Raw genomic sequence first — 19,586 nt, forward strand, 5'->3', positions numbered from 1 at the left:
TCTTTAGTCTGGAACAACAATGTTCTCAAAGTTATCAGTGAATCTGTATCCGATTCCCCAAATGGTTTCAATCCATTCTGGTTGTGCGGAGTTTTTTTCTAGTTTGGAACGAATGCGTTTGATATGACTATCGATCATCCTTTCAAATCCATCCCATTCCACACCCCAAACCGATTCCAAAATCATTTCGCGAGAAAAAACTTTTCCCGGAGAACCAGCTAATAGTTGTAAGATGTCAAATTCCTTTCTAGAAATATTGATGATGTTTTCGTTGAGAGTGACTCGTCTACGAATGGAATCAATTTTAAGAGCACCACGAATGATTTCTCCGGCTTGTCCCACATTGGGTTTGATCCCAATTTTTTTATCCCATCTACGGAAGAAAACATCCACTCGGGTTTTTAGTTCGCGCACCGAAAATGGTTTTGTGATGTAATCATCAGCACCTAACTCAAGTCCCATGATGCGATCGATTTCTTCTGTCCTTGCGGAAAGGATAAAAATCGGCGTACTTTCGTCGGCCTTTCGGATGCTACGGCAAATTTCCATACCATCGATGTCCGGTAGAGAGAGATCCAGAATCACTAAATCAGGATGATTGGACTTGTAAAATTTCAAACCTTCTTCGCCATTTTCAAAAACGGAGGTTGTGTAGTGAGCAGAATCGAGAGATTTCCGGATCAGGTTGCCGATATCCGGATCGTCCTCAATTACCAAAATATTTTTCATGTTTTTCCCTTGAGTTCTTTCTCAATTTGGTTCTTGTAGTAGAAAAAAAAAGTAAAAAATGGAATCGGGAACACAAAGAGAAGCAAAATCGTGGGCGATGTTCGCCATCACAGGTCCAAGGCTACGGCCTCTGGAAGTGACGGAGAAACTAGGCATCCAACCGGACTATTATCACGGTGCGGATGTAAAAGACATCGAAAATATGACAATTCCGAGTCATTGGCAGCTGAATTCGAAGCTTGGACCGGAATTCCCATTACTCGATCATATCTGGGATCTGCTTAAAACCTTAGCACCTGTTCGCAAAGACTTAAGAGAATTCACAGAAAGTTATGAATCCACCATCTATGCCTCGGTAGAGTTTGCGTCTGAGTTCACAAAAGGTGTGGTTCTCGACAAAAGGACTATGCTTTTGTTAGGTGAGATGGGAGTGAATTTGGAAATTATCCCCTGGGCTGCCTCTGAGATTCCCTAAGGATCGCCTCACTTGGGAAAACGAGTCGGATGAGGCCAAATCGTTTTAGATACATATAACTGGAAATGGGGAGTCCGAGAAGGACAAGGACTCTTTTTTTCAAACGGAGATCCCGGGCGATGTTTAAGAGTTTGGTGAGAAGAGTGATTGGAAGGTAGGGAAGGTTAGAAAGATCCATTTGGATATGGGATCTAGTTTGGAAGAATAACATATGCATTACCGAATCCATTTCTTCTTCCAGTTCGTTATGTACCTTCTTCGACAAAATGACAATTTCATACGCATTCTGAACTTCGCGCACATTCAGGTATTTTGTTTTTTTTGCCATTGGAGGTAATGTATGGTCTCACTCTCAAAAGATACACTCATTTTTCGTTCCCAAGTGATCCGAAAGGTCCGTGAGATTTTATGGCGGGATGGATTTTTGGAAGTCGATACCCCTACCTTAAAACCCATTGTGGGGATGGAGCCCTATTTGGATCCTTTTGAAGTTCGCTCTCCCGATGGTCGTGAAAAAGGATACCTCATCACTTCTCCTGAATACAGTTTGAAACAGATGATGGCAAAAGGGATGACTCGGATCTTTGAATTGGCTCATACCTTCAGATCCGGAGAGATGGGAAGTGAGTTTCATTCCAAAGAGTTTCTGATGTTAGAGCTCTATGCCAAAGGAATGAATGATAGTTCCTTACGTCATTTTATAGAAACTTTTTTACGAGAACTGATCCACTATTTTGGGAAGGAAGAAGAACATAAAAAAGCATCCGGTCCCGATTGGATCCGTCATCTTTCTGTGGAAGAGGCCTTTGTCAAAAATGTGGGACATGGATTTTCTCGCGCGGATTTGCTCGAGACAATTGAAAAACGAAAACTATCCACATCCAGTTTGGCAGAACTTGGAACTTGGCAGTATGAAGACCTTTTCTTTTTGGTATTTCTCAACTTAGTAGAACCGAAATTAGGTGAGGGAATTGTATTTTTATACGATTATCCTCCGGAATGTGCGGCTCTGGCGCGAGTGGTGGAAGGGGTTGCCAAACGATTTGAAATCTATTGGGACGGGTTGGAACTTGCCAATGCCTTCTATGAACTAAGTGATCCAAAAGAACAAAGAAAACGATTTAAGGAAGAACAGGAATTACGAACAAAATTAGGAAAAGAAGTTTTTCCGATGGATGAAGACTTCCTTCGGTGTTTGGAAAATGGATTTCCGGACTGTGCAGGGATATCCATTGGAATGGACCGGTTGTTATTGAAGTTGTCCGGTAAACACGGGCTAGGTGATATTAGCCCGTATTGGATGGAAGTTTAGAAAAAAATTAGTCTTCTTCTTGGAACTTCTCGCAAGACTCAGGGACTTTTCCATCTTCTAAGTCCGCACAAGAGAAAGTCGCCATTTCTTTGGCACATTTTTTCATGTTCTCTAAATCTTCTTTGGTGAGTTTTTTGGTAGGTTTGTCATTTGCCGGTTTTTGTCCTTCCACTACATAGTTTTTGTAACGTGCTTCACAGACATTTCCATTCACAAACTGAGCTTCGATCATCTTCCTTTGGTCTGCGGGAAGGTCTTTCAGTTTTTCCTTCATACATTCAGAAGTTTTGGCACACATTTTTTTAGAGAACGCTTGGAATTCTTTAGCGTCCTTTACTGTTTGTGCGGTGATGAGGAGGGGGGCTAGTATGAGTAAGAAAATGGAAATTTTTTTCATACAAGAATTTTATAGGTCGTCACCATTTGGTAAAGAAAAAAATGGAATTACCGCAAATAGCGTCAGGATTTTCCCGCTACTCAAGTAGCGAGTATCCACAATAGAATTTTCCTTATTTATAATAACTATAAGCGAATTCCGTTGTTATTGCTACATTCGGAATTTATTTGTGAATCCGTGGATGCATCATAATAATTTCGGGTGATCAGTCCATTTCCATATGTGTTGCCATGACCCATACCCATTGTGCAGGCTCCCCGGTAAACCTTTGCACCATTCTGAGTGGCACAAGTGTTGGCACTGTATGTACCAGAACTTACTGAAGTTGTACAGTATGACGCATTAAAAAGATGGTTCACTGCAAAATCATCACAACGACTTCCACTTGCTGAGTGAGTACAACTACCACCGCCACTTACTGCTGTTTTGGAGCCAAAAAGCCGTATGCCACCACCAAAAAGGCCAGATAGATAATAACCTGCCACACGTACACGATACGTACCTGCATTAGTGAAGTTAAAGGTTCGTATTTGATAATTATTCGATGCATTTCGTATTTTGATGAATACTGCATTTTTTCCTGAGTCCGGAAAGACGCTGATTTCTGGTTTTGGAGTATTAGATGGGATTCCTCCGACGGAAGCTAGAAAAGTATAACTCCCAGGAGCAGTAATGGTTAATGAAAAATCTGCCACAGGTGATGCGCTCGTGAGATTCGCATTTTGGCCTGATCCATTGCCCGTGATTGTTCCAGAAATGGAAGGGACTACTGTACAAAGATTGTATGTGTAAGGAGTATATAAGTTATATGCATCTCCACAGAATAAACCAGTTGCACATTCATTATCTGAAAAACATCTTTCATCAACACCTTTACCGCCACCACCTGCTGTAAGCGCGAGTAAAGGGAGGAGCATATCGGATTCTTTTTCTGTTTTTGGTTCTCCACAGTTAAATATTGTAAAAATCAGAATAAAAATACTGAAGACTGTAATTATTTTAAAATTATTTTTATTCATTTAACCTTCTGTTAGCTTATAGCCTGCTAACGCATATTTATTGGTAATTGTTCGGTGTCTTCTTTTTTTTCAAAAGCCTACGGAAAATAAATTGATAAATATCAGGAATTTCCCTACATTCAGAGATTATGAAAAAAGTCCCAATACTAGTGTTTTGTTTTTCTCTCGTAACAGGGCCAATCTTTGCCCAGAATTTAACTTCTCGTAATGCGGTAGTGATCCCTTCGGAACCCACAACGATTGAAGAATTCAAGTCGTTACAATCGTCCCTTGCCACTACACCGGAAGGAGGGGCTGCGATCCTTGTCCTTGCGATTTCTCTTTATGGGAAAAACCAAGACTTTGGTAGAAAAACAATCACACTTTCTGTTCTTATCAAAAACAGGCAGAAGTCTACAAAACCAACAGCAGTGGAGGGAGTGGATTTAGGTAACGGGGATCAGTTCTTACTTGGCCAATTGGATAAATATAAAATGTTAACGAACGGATATTGGAAAGGTGCCGAACCGTCTAACGGGTATACTCCGAGTTTACCCTTAACCGTAGAAACTTATACCAATCCCTATTCGGGAGATGAATCTACAGGTAAAATCAAACTTTTTGTCGCGACTCGTGGGGCGTCCAGTTTCCGTCCTGTTTCTGTGGAAAAAGATTCGGATGGTCTTTGGCGATCGAAAGAAATGAGTTCCCTTTTTGTTGGAATGATGCCAGCCAAATAGATGTTAGATTCGATTATGTTTTGGCACCCTGTGGCATTGGCTCTTCTGGCAACAGGGTTTACTTGGTTTTGTACGGCCTTTGGTGCTGGTTTTGTTTTTTTCTTTCGAACTGTGCCAAGACCTGTTTTTAATGCGATGCTCGGGTTTGCCTCCGGCATTATGATTGCTGCCAGTTTTTGGTCTTTGTTATTGCCCTCCATTGAACTTTCCGAGAAGGCAGGCCATCCCGCATGGCTCCATTCGAGTCTTGGGTTTTTGTCTGGTGGACTCACTCTTTATGTTTTGCACAAACTTCTTCCGCATTTGCATGTGGGTTTGGAAGAAAACCATTTGGAAGGAGGGAAGTCTTCCTTTCAAAGGAGTTTGCTTCTGGTTCTTGCCATCACTCTCCATAATATTCCCGAGGGATTGGCAGTAGGTGTCGCCTTTGGCGCGCTAGGTGATGGATTTACCTATGAAGCTCTGATGGCGGCGGCGGTTGTTGCTTTCGGGATTGGGATTCAAAATATACCAGAGGGAGCTGCAGTTTCCATTCCTTTGTTACGTGAGGGTTTTAGTGCACGAAAGAGTTTTTGGTATGGGCAACTTTCTGGATTAGTGGAACCGATCGGTGGACTGATTGGTGCGGCTCTTGTATTTTATGTCGAAAGCCTATTGCCCTTTGCATTGTCTTTTGCTGCAGGTGCTATGATCTTTGTCGTTGTGGAAGAATTGATTCCGGAATCCCATACAGGCAAAGAAACGGAAATGTCAACTCTCGGTGCCATGTTTGGATTTGTTCTCATGATGGCTCTGGATGTGGGGCTTGGCTGAAGTTTTCGAAGGATGATGACTCCAAATTCTTTTCTTACCAAAAGTTTATTGTATGATTGGATTCCTGATTCCGAATTTAATACTTATGATCTTTCTGACCTGGTGGTTTTGGATCAAGGACTAGAGAAAGAATGCAAAGCAATGGGAGAGCAGTTTCATACTTTTTTAGCTATTTATAAAAAAGGAACCATCGCAAAACCGAAAGGGTTATGTACAACTTTCAAATATGCAAATTTAGATCCTAAGGCATTAGATGTTTGTCAAAAGTTTGAGAAAAAATTAAATGGAAATATTCTCGTCGCCTATTCCAAACCATTATTACGTTGGTAATTTATTAGAATATGATCCTATCTAAATTTTCTCCTTTTGTAGGAGCCCACTGCGAAACCACAGCCACCGGAACACTTTTAAAACATATTGGGATGGACTTTTCGGAACCAATGTTATTTGGACTTGGGGAAGGTCTTAGTTTTATCTTTTGGAATATGAAGTCGATGGATTTTCCTTTTATTGGTGGAAGGGTAAAACCTGACCAACTAACGGCAAATATATGTAAAAATCTAAATCTGAAATTAGAAATTCAGGAAACCGCTTCGAAAACGAAGGCTTGGTCGTCGGTTCGAGATTTAATTGATAGGGGAACTCCGGTAGGTTTGAAATTGGATTCATTTTATTTAGAATATTTTTCCAAACCATTTCACTTTGCCGGCCACTACGTAGCCCTTTACGGTTATGATGAATCAAATGTCTATTTGGTGGATACCAAACAACAAGGAACCAAGGCCCAAACTTCAATCAAAAGTTTGGAATTGGCAAGAAGTGAAAAAGGACCGATGGCTTCCAAAAATCTTTTTTATACAATCGGCCCGGGGAAAAAAATACCAGACCTCGCAAAGATCGTAAGAGTCGCGGCAAAAAAGAATGCAGAAGAATATTTGCATCCACCCATCACGAATGTTTCGTTCCAAGGAATCAAAAAACTCGCCTCCTATTTAGAAAAATGGTTTCATTCATCTGCCGATCCTAAAAGAGATTTTACAACCACAGCGATGATGATGGAGAAGGCAGGCACGGGGGGAGCTATTTTTAGAAACTTGTATCGCGATTTTTTATTAGAAGCTGATTCGATCACAAAAGATCCGATCTTTCAAAATGCTTACAAACAATTCAAAGAGATTGCAGACCATTGGACAGAAGTTGCTTCCTTATTTGATTCTTTAGGTAAGACGGGTGAAGCTCATCGATTGCTTCCGATAAAAAATCTTTTGAATCAAATTTCGGATTTAGAGCATAAGGCGATGTCGGGACTATTAAAATTGAAAGATTGAAGCGTAAAGCGCGGTCGCGTTATGGAATCCATTTTTAATTTAGCTAAAATTTGCGAGGCGCCAAAAGATTTCGGCACCTTGCTTTGATAGGTAAATGTAATTGTTTTTTCAAATTTAAAACTGAGCAGTCACCATTAGATAAGCAAACTGTGCATTTTTGGAAAATTGATTGGTATATACTTGGGAGTTGATCGTGCGATCGTTCACACGGTTTTGGATGGCATCCCCAGCAAATAACATACTATACCCACATTCTAAAATTAAATTTTTATAAGGGACATTGTATTTGAAATCAAGCTCACGAAATAAACTTTTCCCGAGCATAGAAACTGGGCGATTGTCACCGGCACCTTTTTCTGTTAGGACTTGGCTTGTATCGTAACTGTTATTTGAAATTGATTCCGTACTCGCTCCCGTTTTGGCAACTCCTGCGACATCATACCAACTATCTTGGAGTTTGTGTTTTTCGATGGCAAAGTAATCGATACGGAAATTTCCATATGTCCCTAAGTTGTAAGTGGCGTTTACTGATTTGGATTTCATATTGACCCAACTGACTTGGTCGGCCATCCCATAAAATAAATGGTTGGTGTGAAACAAGTTTTGGAAACTGGCGATCGATCCATCCGTCCTATTGGGATCTCCACTTCCGATATCGTAAGCTACACCTAACCTAAATTTATCGATTGTATATCCAACATCCGCACCAAAAGCAAAGGTTTTGTATCTTTCTTTTTCTGCATAAAGGTTGTGGTTATAAGTTCCATTGGTTAAAGGATCGGTTAATGTAATTTCGGTTCTTTGGTTGTCCCAACTTGGACGGATGGATTTACCAGTAGTTCCGGTTTGCACTGCATATTCGAAGGAATAGTCAAACGCCTGAAGGGCTTTTTTATTGGGTTGAGTTTTGTTGGTAATACGGATTCCATACGTGTGTAAGATGTCCCATCTGCCAGCTCGGGATGTTGGTGTTCCTGTTTCTCCTGTAGTGAGAACGAGAGATTGGTTTGTCCGCAAATATTCTTTTTGTAAACCTAAGTAGTACAAATCAATATGAAAATAATCGGAAGGTTTCAAAGTATTATAAAATCCTGTAAAATAAGAATCACCTAACTCTTGTCTTTGGGCATCTGGTTTTAAAGTGCATGCTTTGGTTCCGTTATAAGGACAATCTAAATAAGGACTATATTGGTTTTTGACTCCAAAGGAGGTTGTGTTCCCGGCAATATCAGAGTGGCGTTCACTCACGGAGGTTACGAATATATGGGAAGAGATGTATTTATCATCCCATTTCAATCTAAGTCCGTCAAAACTTCGACCTACATTGGTCCAATCCAAAGATCCCACCAAACGTTCGTCACCGTATCGCAAAATTTGACGGCCAGCCTGGATATGAAAGGGAAGGTTGAAGTTATTTTTTACTTCGATATAAGCTTCACGAACATCAGTGCTTTGTCTGGTTCCATCATTAGCAGTCGCAAGCCCTGTGAGTGAGCCTTTTTCTGCTCCCCAAAGCCTTGCATCCTGGAAAGTGATTTTAGCAATCACATCTTTGGTAAATTCTTTCTGAACCCAAAATTGAATTTTCTGTCCTGTAAAATCTACATTGTCATTAGTGGTTCGATTGAAATCTAAGTTATACTTCATTTCGGGACGAAATCGTACAAGGGCTCCTGCGGAAAAACCATCCGACCATGTCGGTGTTGCCATAGGTTTTGGTGGCTCCTGTGTCGGTGGGGGAGTTGTGTTTGGATTTAGGTTCTGCTCTTTTGGAGCCTCCGTGACCGGCGTAGCGGTTTGGCCCAAGAGTCCAAAACCAAGGAATAAATATAAAGAGAGTAGAGTGATTGGTATTCTTCGCATCTGCATTTTCTAAAAGACCGCGCCTTGCGGACTTCTCCTATAAGAAACCGAAATGCAAGAATCGTACACTTTGGATCAAAAGTAGTAAAAATTATGAAGAATGCTTAAAATACTAAGCAAATTGTATCTTTTGTTAGAGCTTGTGAAAGATACAAGATAGTTTGATCTTAAACAATTGGTTCGATAGATGGTGAAATTGTTTTTGAATTAATGGATTTGCGTAAGAAACGTACGGAATGTATTGTGTGCATATTTTGATGATGCATTTCACTACTCTAAATGCCAAAACTAGAATACTACCCCTGCGCCAGCGATTGCAGCGGAAATCCTTTCGCGAAAGCGAAAGATTGGAGCGTAAAGCGCGGTCGTTATTGAATCCAATGTGGATCTACTAACTCATTCGAGGCGCCCCAATCTTACTAAAGATAATCTTTACTAGCCTACGCTCGCCAGTCGGAACAGGCGTTACAATCTAGCCCCAGCTCACCACCACTTTCCCAAAATGTTTCCCTGTTTGTAAATACAACAAAGCTTCGGGAACTTCATTCCAACCGAACACTTTGTCCACAACGGGTTTGATTTTGTTTTGTTCGATGGCACGGTTCATTTTCTGGAAGTCGACGCGGCTTCCGACAATCACTCCTTGGACTTTTACACCTTGCATCAGGATAGGGTAGAGAGAAAGAGTCGATTCTCCACCGGCAAGAACTCCGATAAGAGCAATGGTTCCGTAGGGTTTCACACTCATCATTGATTTTGGCATGGTGCCAGCACCACCGACTTCGATGATGAGGTCGGCTCCCACCATTTTGGTATGTTTGCGAATGTCTCGTTCCCAATTGGTTTTTGAGGAATAGTTGATGGTTTCATCGGCACCAAGCGTTTTAGCACGGGCCAGTTTTTCATCACTGGAAGAGGTGATGATGACTCGGGCACCCATCATCTTTGCAAATTGAAGGGCAAATAAAGACACACCACCGGTTCCAAGGCATACGACATCCGATCCAGGTTCAATCCCGCCAAAACTGACGACAGCATTATAAGCTGTTAGGCCGGCACAACCTAAGGTAGCAGCTTCTGCATCCGTTAGGTGGCTCGGTGTGGCAACCAGGCCGGTTTCAGAAAATTTTCCATACTCCGCCAAACATCCGTCATTTGGCCCGCCGAGAGTGGATCGAAGGTTGTCCATATTGGGTGCTCCATCCATCCATTTTTGGGCAAAGATGGGAAGAACTCGGTCTCCTTTTTTCCAAAGAGTAACTTCTGATCCGACAGCTTCCACAACACCAGCTCCATCGGAACAAGGAATGAGGGGGAGTTTTTGACGGGGATTGTAAGTACCAATCACCATTAAATAATCTCGATAATTCAGTGAAGTCGCTGTTAGGCGAACGAGGACTTCTTTGGGGTTTAGCGATTCAGAAAGATCCCTTGTGGATTGTTTTAGGTTTTCTAGTCCAAATGATCCTTGAATTTCCCATACTTTGTTTAACATAATTCCTCTAAATTTTAAAATCAAAATTCACTCGTCAGATCCTCGGGTCTCCTTATCCTTTGTCGAGTGGGAATAGGGGATAAAGGCCGTGATGAATAAAGATTTTTGGAACGATAGGGTGGTAGTGATCACCGGAGCCTCGAGTGGGATTGGGAAAGCTTTGTACGAAGAGCTCGCCCTTTTCCCTTGCGAACTTGTGCTTGTAGCAAGACGTGCGGCAGAAATTGAAGAACCCAAAAACAAACACTTGGGTGCGACCATTCACCGAGTGACCTGCGACCTTTCTGACCCCACATCAGTACTCGATGCAGTCGAGTGGATCCAAAAGAAAGTTGCGAAAATTGATGTTTTGTTTAATAATGCAGGGATTACAGCCCATGGCCGATTCGATTCTCTTTCGATGGAAGTGTATCGTAAAACCTTTGCCACCAATTTCTTTGGACCCATCCAATTGGTAAGGGGACTTCTATCTCTTTTGCTTACGGCAAAAGGAAATATTGTGACTACTTCCACAGTCTCTGCTTTATACGGTGTACCGGGTCGGGCTGCTTACTCTGCTTCCAAGTCGGCCTTACATGCGGCTCTCGAATCGCTTCGGATTGAAACAAGGGAGGAAGGTCTCGGTGTTTCTTTAGTTTGTGTTCCTTATACAGACACTGCCCTTCGTTTATCGGGCCTTGATGCCGAAGGTGGAACCCTTTCCGAAGCACCTGCCAAAGGAAAACGAAAGACCGCACAGGAAGTGGCTCATGTATTAATGAGTGTGGCTCAGGACAAAGAAGCAAGGCTTGTAACATTCAATCTGTCCGGTCGGTTTTTGGAATGGATGCGATTTTTCTCTCCTAAGTTTTTAGAAAAAATTCTCTATAAAAAACTCTACGCGGACTTCAAATCGCACTGAGACCTGTCTAAACCAAAGTATAGAAAGAGGGACTATCCTTTGGACAATTTATTGTTTTCGTATTTAGCGACTGTTATATTTACATTTTTGTTTATGAGTCTGATGTGGTTTTGGGGAAAGTCTAGAGACAACTACGCAGTCATTGATGTGGGCTGGGGGCTTGTGATTGCAGGAATCGCTTCCATCCTTGTTTATTTCGGGAGTGGGAATGTTTTTGCAAAATGGGCAGTGCTGATTCCTGTTTGGATTTGGGCCCTTCGTTTATCCGGCTTTCTTTTCTGGACACGCATCCGTACAAACCATCCAGAAGACAAACGTTACACTGGATTTCGAAAAGACTACGGTGACAAAGTCCATAGGAAGATGTTTACCAATGTCTTCCTTCTGCAAGGATTTTTAGCACTCTTTCTTTCTCTTCCGTTTTATTTTGCCGCACAGTGGGATTTATTCCCCAACTCGGGAGCTCTCGGGCCTAACGGATATTTAATGGTTTTACTCGGTTGGATTTTGTTTGTTCTGGGAGTGGTGGGAGAAACTATTTCTGACCGGGATCTCCATAGGTTTGTGGCAGATCCGGCAAACAAAGGTAAGGTTTGTAATATCGGTCTTTGGAAGTATTCACGCCATCCCAACTATTTTTTTGAATGGATCATTTGGGTGGGGATTGGAATCATTCCGATTCTTTCTGCACCACAAGCCATTGTATCCCTATTCACCCCTCTTTTTATGTTTGTGTTGTTACGATTTGTATCGGGTGTTCCCTTTGCAGAAAAATACTCCCTCCTTTCCAAAGGAGATGCGTTTCGTGAATACCAACAGACCACCAATGCTTTTTTTCCCTGGTTTTCAAAACAAAAATAATAAAGGATAAAACATGAATTTTAATGATTCGCCCTCGAAAGAAGAGGGCTCGGCTTTTAGTATCAATTCCCTTTTAGAAAAAGATTTTTTTCCGGATTGGCTCATTCGGTTTCGCATCCGCCAACTTTTGAATCTGCGGATCAAACAAGAACGGAAAGAAAACGCCACAGCCCAGCTCCAACATAAAATGAATTATGTGAATGAGTTAAAAAAATCACCGATCGCCGTACATACGAAAGCGGCCAACGAACAACACTACGAAGTACCAAGTGATTTTTTTACGTATGTAATGGGCCCTCGGATGAAATATTCTTCTGGGTATTGGCCCTCCTTCGATACGAGTTTTGCGGAATCCGAAGAAGAAATGCTTCGGATTACTGTCGAACGAGCAGAGATCAAAAATGGAATGAAGGTTTTGGATTTGGGATGTGGTTGGGGAAGTATCTCCCTCTACATCGCGGAACATTTTCCGAAATCGAAAGTTACTGGTGTATCCAATTCCAAAACACAAAAAGAATTTATCGACAAACGTGCCAAGGAAAGGGGATTAAAAAACCTCACCATCATCACAAAGGACATGAACGAATTTACTACCAAAGATAAATTCGATCGGATTGTTTCTGTGGAAATGTTAGAACATATGAAAAACTATGAGAAACTCTTTGAAAAACTCTCGAAGTTTTTAGTAGCGGATGGAAAGTTTTTTGTTCATATCTTCACTCATAAGGAGTTTGCTTACCCTTTCGAAGTCATTGATGAAACAGACTTTATGGCGAAGTATTTTTTTACCGGGGGACAGATGCCGTCGGATGATTTGTTTTTATACTTCCAAAAGGATTTTTTAATCGAAAATCATTGGGTGGTGAATGGAACGCATTATGCGAGAACGAGTGAGGCTTGGTATGATAATATGATACTAAACAAGGATAAGTTATTACCTATCCTTGCGAGTACTTACGGCGAAAAAGAAAAAACCAAATGGTTTGTTTATTGGAAAGTTTTCTTTCTCGCCTGTGCCGAGTTATGGGACTATCGAAATGGTGAGGAGTGGTTTGTGAGCCACTACTTACTTCGAAAACGCTGAGTTTTTTTCCCAGCAGCCTTCACATAAACTCCACCTTCTTTTTTAGAAGGGGGAGCACTGCTGCGGCGACTTTCACCACCACGTTCACTTCGTTCCCCGCCACGTTCGCTTCTTTCGCTATTGGATCTTCCGCCACGGTAACCACCGCGACTTCCACCACCTTCACGTCGTCTTCCACCAGATCCACCACTAGGAGGAGTTTCACTCCATTCCCCAGGTGTTTTTCCGATTTTTTCCGGGCCAGAAATTTTGGTTTGGTCGAGCATATTCGAAAGAAGTTTCAAAGATAAAGAACGTTTGTCATCTAACTTCAAAAGTTTTTCTAATACTTCTTCTGCATCCGCATGGATCTCAGTTTCCACCACTTTGTTTAGGAAGTCTTCTTCTCTTCTTGCAAGAACTTCTTTTTTCGTAGGAAGAGCTGCAATCGTAAGATTGGTTCCAGAGGTTCCTTTCAATCTAAGAAGGGCACGAGATTCTCTTGTGGTTACAAGAGTCACAGCTTTTCCAGATTTTCCGGCACGACCTGTACGACCAATTCTATGTGTATAACTTTCGCTATCAAAAGGTAGGTGGTAGTTGATCACGAGTGACAAATCTTTTACGTCAAGACCACGTGCGGCAACGTCAGTTGCTACAAGGATTTTTACGCGCCCATCATGTAGGCTTTTTAAAACTTGTTCTCTTTGTTTTTGGTTTAAATCTCCATGAAGAGCTTCAACAGGATATCCTTTGAAACTAAGTGTTGATTTAAGATCATCTGCTTCTTTTTTAGTTTTTGTGAAGATGATTGCCTTAAAAGGGTTTTCATAATCCAAAATTCGAACTACAGAAATTTCTCGTTCTGCTTCATCGATCACGTAGTACACTTGTTCGATGTTCTTAGAAGATTTTTCTGTTGCTGCAATTTTTACATGAGCGGGGTGCGTTTGGTACTTACTTGCCAACTTCTTAATGGGCTCCGGCATAGTAGCGGAGAAAAGTAAGGTTTGTCGTTTGGTTGGCAGTAGATTAAAGATGGATTCAATATCATCCATAAAGCCCATATCGAGCATTTCATCTGCTTCATCCAAAATCACCATTGAAGGTTTGAAATTTTTAAGTTCCTTTCCTTTCAATAGGTCGAGAAGTCTTCCTGGAGTTGCAACTGCAACTTGGGCACCTTTGGCCACTTGTGTAATTTGTTTAGAATAGGAAGCGCCGCCATAGATAGTGGTGGTTTTGATTCCTAAATGTTTTCCCAATTTAAACAGTTCGTCAGATACTTGCAGTGCAAGTTCACGAGTTGGTGTGAGGACAAGCACTTGCATGCCATCATTCACATTAATTCGGTTCAAACAGGGGAGTCCGTAAGCGGCAGTTTTTCCGGTACCGGTCTGCGCTTGTGCGATTAAATCTTTTCCTTCCAATACGAGCGGAATCGCTTGTTTTTGGATAGGGCTTGGTAGTTCGAAGCCTGCATCAGTGATTCCTTGTAGTATTTCAGGACGTAATCCGAAGGATTGGAAGTCATTTCCAACTTCGGTGTCATTCTTAGTCATGGAAATAGGATACAATAAAAAAACGGCCTAAAAAAGAAAGGTAAAAATACCAGACTGGCTCAGGGGCGAGTCTTCGCGATTTCCTTCAGGTTTTCGTAGAGTTCCTCTTTTAGGTAGGGTTTGGGCATAAAGTAATCAAATCCTGAATCCAAGATATGTTTTTTCTCCTCAGGCATACAAAGGCCTGTACAGGCAAATAGAACAGGTCTGGGGGAAATTCCAGCCAAACCCTTGGCAATTTCAGTTCCATGTTTTCCGGGCATTTCGATATCCAAAAAGGCGATATCGAAGGAGGAATGGTTCAATTCCCTTTCCGTATCGATTCCGTTACTAGTTTCGGTAATTTCAAAATGTAGGGGTTTCAGATAACTTTTTAGGACTTTTCGGTTCAAATCATTGTCATCGGCAAGAAGGACTCTTTGTGGTCTAGAAAAAGTAGGCAGCTGGGATTCGTTGTTTGCATCGACCTCGGCTGGTTGGAATTTTCCTTCCTCCAATTTCCAAAGGACAGGGATTTTTACTTTGAATAAAGATCCTTCACCTAACTTGGATTCTACTTCTACTTCTCCACTCATCTCTTCCAGTGATAGTTTGACAATCGAAAGACCAAGGCCCGAACCGGAGATCCCACAACCTTCAGGAACAAATTGATTGTATTTTTGAAAGAGTCTATCTTTCACTTCAGGGGAAATTCCGGGGCCTGTATCACTCACTTCAATATGCAAAATACCTTCGTCATTTGCCTTGGTTTCTAAATAAACCGAACAATTGACAGAACCTTTGTTTGTGAATTTGACTGCATTGGCAGTCAGGTTCCAAAATACTTTTTCAATTTTTCTTTTGTCGGAATGTAAGAATATGTTTTTATTGACTTCGTTATTTAGTTTGAATTCTATTTTTTTCCGTTTGGTTTCTTGAGTAAAAAAAGAATCAAGGATATGCAGGCATTGGTGCAGATCAAACCATTCGTTTTTTAATACACTGGCATTTTCTTCTAACCTAGAGAGTTCGATGGTGTCGTTGACTAAATGTAAAATGACTTCTCCTGCGTTACGAATATGATCCACATAACTGATGATCGTTGGATTTAATTCTGTTTCCCGAATCATCTCAGACATACCAAGGAGTGAATTTAAAGGATTGCGAATGTCATGGCTAATGGCTGCAATAAAATCTCGTTTCGCAGCAGTGGCTCTTTCTGCGGAAAGTTTTTCTATTTCCAATCGTTCTGCGGCTTTTCGCATTTGTAACAACCGAATGGTTTGTTTTCCAAGGAGTCGCAACATTTGAAGTTGTTCTGCGTTTAGTTCTCTTGGTTTGTTATCGATGACACAAAGAGTACCAAGTTTGATTTGGTCGTCCAGGGCAAGTGGGATCCCTGCATAAAAAATAACATTGGGTGCTTCATCCACTAAGGGATTGTTTTTGAATCGTATATCTTCTTTGGCGTTAGGAACCACAAAAAGGTCATCTCCGAGAATGGCATGGGAGCAAAAAGCAAGGGATCTTGGGGTTTCGCGTGCGGTAAGTCCATGGTGGGATTTGAACCATTGCCTTGTTTCATCAATGAGACTCACAAGGGAGATCGGGACATTACAAATCATAGAGGCAAGTCTCGTGATTTCATCGAACATTTCCTCTTCAGGAGTGTCGAGAATCTCAAGTGCTTTTAAGGCCGAAAGACGTGCGGTCTCATTTTCCGGTTCCGGGGCAATGATCATACGAAGTTTAGACGAAATCATTTTCCCCTAAAGGAAAGCAAAATTTCCGTTTTCCTTTAGTCTAAAGTCTATGAAACGAACTACGATTTTGTCTTTGTTTTCTTTCCTTTTGGTGTTTTGTTTGTTTGTGACAACTTCTTGTTCCGAGACTTCTTCTCATTCTCCCAAAAAACCAGAGAATCCCGAACTACGAAAAAAATTGACCGATCTGCAGTACCGTGTCACCCAAGAAGATGAAACAGAACCTGCTTTCCAAAATGAATACTGGGACAATCATGAGGAAGGGATCTATGTAGACATTGTTTCGAAAGAACCTTTGTTTAGTTCCAAAGATAAATTTGATTCGGGAACAGGATGGCCTAGTTTTACAAAGCCTCTTGTCAAAACCAATGTCATCGAAATCGAAGATCGTTCCTATGGAATGACACGGACAGAGGTGCGTTCGAAAACTGGCAATTCTCACTTAGGCCATGTGTTTGATGATGGGCCAAAACCAACGAACAAACGTTATTGTATGAATTCAGCTTCGATGGAATTCATACCTAAATCAAAATTGAAAGAAAGAGGGTATCCATCCTTTCTTGCAGAATTTTAAACCTTTGGGTTTTACGCCCAAAGGTTCATCATAAACTCTTCATCATTACGAAGTGAGATGAGTTTGTATTTGGTTTCGTGGATGTCTTCTCTTGACACTTCTCGTTTCCAACGGATATCTACTTTTAGTTTCCGAACGCGGGTTTGTAATTCTAAAAGTTCCCAAACCGAATCTTCCATTTCCTTTCTATAAAGATTGGTAAAAAGAGGCGCCATTTGGTCGGGGGTATCCATTTTCAAAAGTTCTACATGGGTTAGGTCGTGAATATTTTGTAAGGCCCAAATATGCAGAGTGAGAGTTGTGATTCTCTCAAGTTGAGAGATTTCATCTTTTGTATTTCTTGTGACTTGTTGTTTGAAGAAACGAATTCTTTTTTCTAAGTATTGGATGAGGTCGGATTTGGGAATCTCTCTTTGTTTCCATTTGTCCCAATCGGTACGCAAATCATCGATGATTCCTTCACCAAAAAATACAGAAGAAGCTTCCATCAGTTGGAGGCTTCCCGGTTCGGAAATTTTGAGCCGGTGGCGAAGAGAGTCCGCATCTCCTGCGATCATATTGACAGGAGCCACGTCCTCTAACTTTTGTAAGGCTCGTGAAATAGAATCGATGAACTGGGATTTCATTTGGTCTGTGGAATGTGCCACCAAATAAAAGTTGAGATCGGATTCCTCGTGAAAGTCCCCACGTTCCCGAGATCCATAAAAAAGAATTTGGTAGGGTTTTGTTGACGGGATGAGTTCTAATTCATCCAAAACTTGTGCATAGAGATTAGGGTTTAGTGCTTCAAATTCCATTGTTTATTCAAAGTATAATTTCATTCGGGATAGATTTTCTAAAATGGCTTTGAAGGCACGATCACGTTCTTCATTGCCCGGAAAAGGAAGAGATTTTACATTATTGAGATCTTGGTAAATGATTTCAATGGAAGGTTGGTTAGGATTTTTTTTGATGGAGGCAATGTAATCCAAATTGATAACTTCCGATTCACCGAGTTTTAACCACATAAAATTTCTCCTCAAAGCCTAACGGCCACTCCCTATTTGCCTAATCTTTTTTTCTAAAAAAACAGGCTTTGCCCAAATTTCCTGGAACTAGTAGAGATCCAGAGATTGGAGGACCATTTGGTGGAGAACTCTTGCGAGTTCCTTGGAACCGGTGGAGTTCGGAGTGATGGTCTCAAAAACGAGTAAAAATCCATTATGAATCCCTTCCCAGCGGGCATAGAGTTGGGAATCCCGGTAAGGGAAGACAAGGACACTGCATTTTTTCGTTCCCCAAACAAAGTAAGAAACATCGGGATTTTGCACTTCGTCTTTATAGAAGTAGGGAAACTGGGACTGGTTTTCTCTATCGGTGGAAGACAAACGCATCCATTGGATTTTTCCCTCGGCATCCAAACGAATTTCATAACTATTCCCGGTTCCAAAAATAGAACCAGATTTGAGGAGTTCAAAATTTTCTTTTGCCACCCAAACCGCATGGTAGGTGAGTCGTAGTTCTTTTGTTAGATGAAGTTTTTTGGGTTCCCCATTTGGATTTGGTTGGGGAGTCTCTGGACTAGTACTTACGTTGGTTTCCTTTGTCGATTGGCAAACCGTAATGAGAGAGAAAATCATAACCAGGAGAATCTTAATGGCCCACTTCATATTCATCTCCTAAATAATTTTGGAATAGATATCCGTTCTCCGTTTTCTTTTGTAGATAGTCGGGCGAGAGAAGAACTTTTCCACCACCACCGGTGAGGTCTTTTACATAATTGGGGATTGTGATTCCTGAATGGAATCCTCGCAGTTTGCGATAAATTTCAATCCCTCGTTCAATAGGTACAACAAAATCTGAACTTCCAAATACCTCATCACATTGGTGGAGGTAATAGGGTTTGATCCCGATAGAGATTAATTTGTAATTGAGCTCGGATAAAACTTTTTCGTCATCATTGATTCCGGAAAGTAAAACCGATTGGTTAAAAATAGAAACATGACCTTTTTTGATCAGTCGCATAACATATGTTTTTGTCTCATCCGAAATTTCATTCGGATGGTTGAAATGAGTGACCATATAAATAGGAAAGTGTTTTGCAAAAATTTCACATAGGTCTTCAGTGAGTCGCATGGGCATGGTGACGGGGTGGCGGGAGTGAATCCGCACTTGGTTGAGATGAGGGATGGATTTTAGTTCTGTCAGAAGGTAATCGATGGACGAATCGGCAAGGGTGAGTGGATCCCCACCGGACAAAATGATCTCTCTGAGTTCTGTATGATTACGAAAGTATTCGAGAGCCTTTTCCCATTCATTACGGTTCGGAGTTTCTTCTGGATCCGATACCTTTCGTTTCCTTGTACAAAACCGGCAGTACACTGCGCATACATGAGAAATATACCATATGGCTCGGTCTGGGTAGCGGTGAGTCACACCTTTTACCGGCATATATCGTTCTTCCGCCAGCGGATCTTCTACTTCATTGGGTTTTTTGGTCAGTTCCCCGGCCCGGGGGAGGATTTGTTTGCGGATGGGACAGTTGGGATTTTCTTTGTCGATCCTTTCTAAATAGTAAGGAGTGACGGCAAAACTAAATTCTTCTAATGCAGGCGCAAAACTCTCCCTCTCTTCGGGAGTGAGAGTCAGTTTTTCTTCCAAATCCTTAAGAGTAGTGATTCGGTTTTGTAATTGCCATTTCCAATCCGACCAAGTCATCGCTTATGACCATACTTCGGTTGACATATGGCCAAG

Annotated in this window: 22 protein-coding genes; 10 read left to right on the forward strand and 12 right to left on the reverse strand. The window is 41.4% G+C overall.

Features of this window, described 5'->3' with window-relative positions:
• Positions 1-3: 3 nt before the first annotated feature.
• Positions 4-729, reverse strand: coding sequence for a response regulator transcription factor (locus JWG41_RS09970; RefSeq protein WP_002975764.1), 726 nt, complete (start codon positions 727-729; stop codon positions 4-6).
• 58 nt (positions 730-787) lie between these two features.
• Between JWG41_RS09970 and JWG41_RS09975 the strand changes: the two genes are divergently transcribed.
• Entirely contained in the window at positions 788-1,204 is a 417-nt protein-coding gene (locus JWG41_RS09975; RefSeq protein ID WP_205269778.1) for a DUF4279 domain-containing protein, read from the forward strand.
• Here JWG41_RS09975 and JWG41_RS09980 read toward each other — a convergent pair.
• Positions 1,173-1,532 carry a hypothetical protein gene (locus JWG41_RS09980; protein ID WP_205269779.1) on the reverse strand — a complete coding sequence of 120 codons (360 nt, stop codon included), beginning with the start codon at positions 1,530-1,532 and terminating at the stop codon, positions 1,173-1,175. The two genes, JWG41_RS09975 and JWG41_RS09980, sit on opposite strands and share 32 nt — an antisense overlap.
• 12 nt (positions 1,533-1,544) lie before the next feature.
• Here JWG41_RS09980 and JWG41_RS09985 point away from each other — a divergent pair, with 12 nt between their 5' ends.
• Positions 1,545-2,516 (forward strand): amino acid--tRNA ligase-related protein, encoded by a 972-nt coding sequence (locus tag JWG41_RS09985; protein WP_205269780.1) that lies wholly within the window; start codon positions 1,545-1,547, stop codon positions 2,514-2,516.
• 7 nt (positions 2,517-2,523) lie between these two features.
• Here the strand turns inward: JWG41_RS09985 and JWG41_RS09990 are convergent, their stop codons facing one another.
• Together JWG41_RS09990 and JWG41_RS09995 are read right to left on the reverse strand one after the other, a co-directional pair.
• Complete coding sequence (locus JWG41_RS09990) at positions 2,524-2,913, reverse strand: LA_2478/LA_2722/LA_4182 family protein (protein WP_205269781.1); 390 nt, start codon at positions 2,911-2,913, stop codon at positions 2,524-2,526.
• Between the two features lie 125 nt (positions 2,914-3,038).
• Entirely contained in the window at positions 3,039-3,830 is a 792-nt protein-coding gene (locus JWG41_RS09995; RefSeq protein WP_232373908.1) for a hypothetical protein, read from the reverse strand.
• 230 nt (positions 3,831-4,060) lie between these two features.
• Between JWG41_RS09995 and JWG41_RS10000 the strand changes: the two genes are divergently transcribed.
• From JWG41_RS10000 to JWG41_RS10015, 4 genes are read left to right on the forward strand one after another with little or no spacing between them, the layout of a single operon-like run.
• Complete coding sequence (locus JWG41_RS10000; protein WP_205269783.1) at positions 4,061-4,651, forward strand: DUF6935 domain-containing protein; 591 nt, start codon at positions 4,061-4,063, stop codon at positions 4,649-4,651.
• On the forward strand, positions 4,652-5,464 hold the full coding sequence (locus JWG41_RS10005) for a ZIP family metal transporter (RefSeq protein WP_205269784.1): 813 nt from the start codon (positions 4,652-4,654) through the stop codon (positions 5,462-5,464).
• Positions 5,465-5,476: 12 nt separating this feature from the next.
• The gene (locus JWG41_RS10010; RefSeq protein WP_232373910.1) at positions 5,477-5,794 is read left to right on the forward strand and encodes a hypothetical protein; all 318 of its coding nucleotides are present in this window, start codon (positions 5,477-5,479) and stop codon (positions 5,792-5,794) included.
• Between the two features lie 11 nt (positions 5,795-5,805).
• Positions 5,806-6,792, forward strand: coding sequence for a BtrH N-terminal domain-containing protein (locus JWG41_RS10015; RefSeq protein ID WP_205269785.1), 987 nt, complete (start codon positions 5,806-5,808; stop codon positions 6,790-6,792).
• Positions 6,793-6,906: 114 nt separating this feature from the next.
• Here the strand turns inward: JWG41_RS10015 and JWG41_RS10020 are convergent, their stop codons facing one another.
• Entirely contained in the window at positions 6,907-8,661 is a 1,755-nt protein-coding gene (locus tag JWG41_RS10020; protein WP_205269786.1) for an alginate export family protein, read from the reverse strand.
• Between the two features lie 466 nt (positions 8,662-9,127).
• The gene (locus JWG41_RS10025) at positions 9,128-10,150 is read right to left on the reverse strand and encodes a zinc-dependent alcohol dehydrogenase family protein (protein WP_205269787.1); all 1,023 of its coding nucleotides are present in this window, start codon (positions 10,148-10,150) and stop codon (positions 9,128-9,130) included.
• Between the two features lie 91 nt (positions 10,151-10,241).
• Here JWG41_RS10025 and JWG41_RS10030 point away from each other — a divergent pair, with 91 nt between their 5' ends.
• The 3 genes from JWG41_RS10030 to JWG41_RS10040 are packed head-to-tail and all read left to right on the forward strand — an operon-like array spanning position 10,242 to position 12,996.
• Positions 10,242-11,051: an SDR family NAD(P)-dependent oxidoreductase gene (locus JWG41_RS10030; protein ID WP_205269788.1), complete on the forward strand. Its 810-nt coding sequence runs from the start codon at positions 10,242-10,244 to the stop codon at positions 11,049-11,051.
• A gap of 39 nt (positions 11,052-11,090) precedes the next feature.
• Positions 11,091-11,912, forward strand: coding sequence for a DUF1295 domain-containing protein (locus JWG41_RS10035; RefSeq protein ID WP_205269789.1), 822 nt, complete (start codon positions 11,091-11,093; stop codon positions 11,910-11,912).
• 13 nt (positions 11,913-11,925) lie between these two features.
• A complete protein-coding gene (locus JWG41_RS10040; RefSeq protein WP_205269790.1) occupies positions 11,926-12,996 on the forward strand; it encodes an SAM-dependent methyltransferase in 1,071 nt (356 codons plus the stop codon).
• On the opposite strand, the gene JWG41_RS10045 is transcribed toward JWG41_RS10040, so the two are convergent.
• Both JWG41_RS10045 and JWG41_RS10050 read right to left on the reverse strand, forming a co-directional pair.
• Positions 12,975-14,537 (reverse strand): DEAD/DEAH box helicase, encoded by a 1,563-nt coding sequence (locus JWG41_RS10045; protein WP_205269791.1) that lies wholly within the window; start codon positions 14,535-14,537, stop codon positions 12,975-12,977. The two genes, JWG41_RS10040 and JWG41_RS10045, sit on opposite strands and share 22 nt — an antisense overlap.
• A 59-nt stretch (positions 14,538-14,596) precedes the next feature.
• A complete protein-coding gene (locus JWG41_RS10050; protein ID WP_205269913.1) occupies positions 14,597-16,258 on the reverse strand; it encodes a hybrid sensor histidine kinase/response regulator in 1,662 nt (553 codons plus the stop codon).
• 70 nt (positions 16,259-16,328) lie between these two features.
• Between JWG41_RS10050 and msrB the strand changes: the two genes are divergently transcribed.
• Positions 16,329-16,853, forward strand: coding sequence for a peptide-methionine (R)-S-oxide reductase MsrB (gene msrB, locus JWG41_RS10055; RefSeq protein WP_205269792.1), 525 nt, complete (start codon positions 16,329-16,331; stop codon positions 16,851-16,853).
• A gap of 11 nt (positions 16,854-16,864) precedes the next feature.
• Here msrB and JWG41_RS10060 read toward each other — a convergent pair whose 3' ends face one another.
• The 4 genes from JWG41_RS10060 to JWG41_RS10075 form a co-directional block, all read right to left on the reverse strand.
• A complete protein-coding gene (locus JWG41_RS10060) occupies positions 16,865-17,650 on the reverse strand; it encodes a hypothetical protein (RefSeq protein WP_205269793.1) in 786 nt (261 codons plus the stop codon).
• Between the two features lie 3 nt (positions 17,651-17,653).
• A complete protein-coding gene (locus JWG41_RS10065) occupies positions 17,654-17,860 on the reverse strand; it encodes a hypothetical protein (protein WP_100791940.1) in 207 nt (68 codons plus the stop codon).
• Between the two features lie 87 nt (positions 17,861-17,947).
• On the reverse strand, positions 17,948-18,502 hold the full coding sequence (locus JWG41_RS10070) for a hypothetical protein (protein ID WP_205269794.1): 555 nt from the start codon (positions 18,500-18,502) through the stop codon (positions 17,948-17,950).
• Positions 18,486-19,550, reverse strand: coding sequence for a KamA family radical SAM protein (locus JWG41_RS10075; RefSeq protein WP_205269795.1), 1,065 nt, complete (start codon positions 19,548-19,550; stop codon positions 18,486-18,488). Before JWG41_RS10075 ends, JWG41_RS10070 begins: the two co-directional genes overlap by 17 nt.
• Positions 19,551-19,586: the final 36 nt, after the last annotated feature.

Source organism: Leptospira chreensis (assembly GCF_016919165.1).
Taxonomy (GTDB): domain Bacteria; phylum Spirochaetota; class Leptospiria; order Leptospirales; family Leptospiraceae; genus Leptospira_A; species Leptospira_A chreensis.

Excerpts from the sequence above, each read along its gene's own strand:
- JWG41_RS09970 (WP_002975764.1), bottom strand. The coding sequence starts at position 729 with ATGAAAAATATTTTGGTAATTGAGGACGATCCGGATATCGGCAACCTG.
- JWG41_RS09975 (WP_205269778.1), top strand. The coding sequence starts at position 788 with ATGGAATCGGGAACACAAAGAGAAGCAAAATCGTGGGCGATGTTCGCC.
- JWG41_RS09980 (WP_205269779.1), bottom strand. The coding sequence starts at position 1,532 with ATGGCAAAAAAAACAAAATACCTGAATGTGCGCGAAGTTCAGAATGCG.
- JWG41_RS09985 (WP_205269780.1), top strand. The coding sequence starts at position 1,545 with ATGGTCTCACTCTCAAAAGATACACTCATTTTTCGTTCCCAAGTGATC.
- JWG41_RS09990 (WP_205269781.1), bottom strand. The coding sequence starts at position 2,913 with ATGAAAAAAATTTCCATTTTCTTACTCATACTAGCCCCCCTCCTCATC.
- JWG41_RS09995 (WP_232373908.1), bottom strand. The coding sequence starts at position 3,830 with ATGCTCCTCCCTTTACTCGCGCTTACAGCAGGTGGTGGCGGTAAAGGT.
- JWG41_RS10000 (WP_205269783.1), top strand. The coding sequence starts at position 4,061 with ATGAAAAAAGTCCCAATACTAGTGTTTTGTTTTTCTCTCGTAACAGGG.
- JWG41_RS10005 (WP_205269784.1), top strand. The coding sequence starts at position 4,652 with ATGTTAGATTCGATTATGTTTTGGCACCCTGTGGCATTGGCTCTTCTG.
- JWG41_RS10010 (WP_232373910.1), top strand. The coding sequence starts at position 5,477 with ATGATGACTCCAAATTCTTTTCTTACCAAAAGTTTATTGTATGATTGG.
- JWG41_RS10015 (WP_205269785.1), top strand. The coding sequence starts at position 5,806 with ATGATCCTATCTAAATTTTCTCCTTTTGTAGGAGCCCACTGCGAAACC.
- JWG41_RS10020 (WP_205269786.1), bottom strand. The coding sequence starts at position 8,661 with ATGCAGATGCGAAGAATACCAATCACTCTACTCTCTTTATATTTATTC.
- JWG41_RS10025 (WP_205269787.1), bottom strand. The coding sequence starts at position 10,150 with ATGTTAAACAAAGTATGGGAAATTCAAGGATCATTTGGACTAGAAAAC.
- JWG41_RS10030 (WP_205269788.1), top strand. The coding sequence starts at position 10,242 with ATGAATAAAGATTTTTGGAACGATAGGGTGGTAGTGATCACCGGAGCC.
- JWG41_RS10040 (WP_205269790.1), top strand. The coding sequence starts at position 11,926 with ATGAATTTTAATGATTCGCCCTCGAAAGAAGAGGGCTCGGCTTTTAGT.
- JWG41_RS10045 (WP_205269791.1), bottom strand. The coding sequence starts at position 14,537 with ATGACTAAGAATGACACCGAAGTTGGAAATGACTTCCAATCCTTCGGA.
- JWG41_RS10050 (WP_205269913.1), bottom strand. The coding sequence starts at position 16,258 with ATGATCATTGCCCCGGAACCGGAAAATGAGACCGCACGTCTTTCGGCC.
- msrB (WP_205269792.1), top strand. The coding sequence starts at position 16,329 with ATGAAACGAACTACGATTTTGTCTTTGTTTTCTTTCCTTTTGGTGTTT.
- JWG41_RS10060 (WP_205269793.1), bottom strand. The coding sequence starts at position 17,650 with ATGGAATTTGAAGCACTAAACCCTAATCTCTATGCACAAGTTTTGGAT.
- JWG41_RS10065 (WP_100791940.1), bottom strand. The coding sequence starts at position 17,860 with ATGTGGTTAAAACTCGGTGAATCGGAAGTTATCAATTTGGATTACATT.
- JWG41_RS10070 (WP_205269794.1), bottom strand. The coding sequence starts at position 18,502 with ATGAAGTGGGCCATTAAGATTCTCCTGGTTATGATTTTCTCTCTCATT.
- JWG41_RS10075 (WP_205269795.1), bottom strand. The coding sequence starts at position 19,550 with ATGACTTGGTCGGATTGGAAATGGCAATTACAAAACCGAATCACTACT.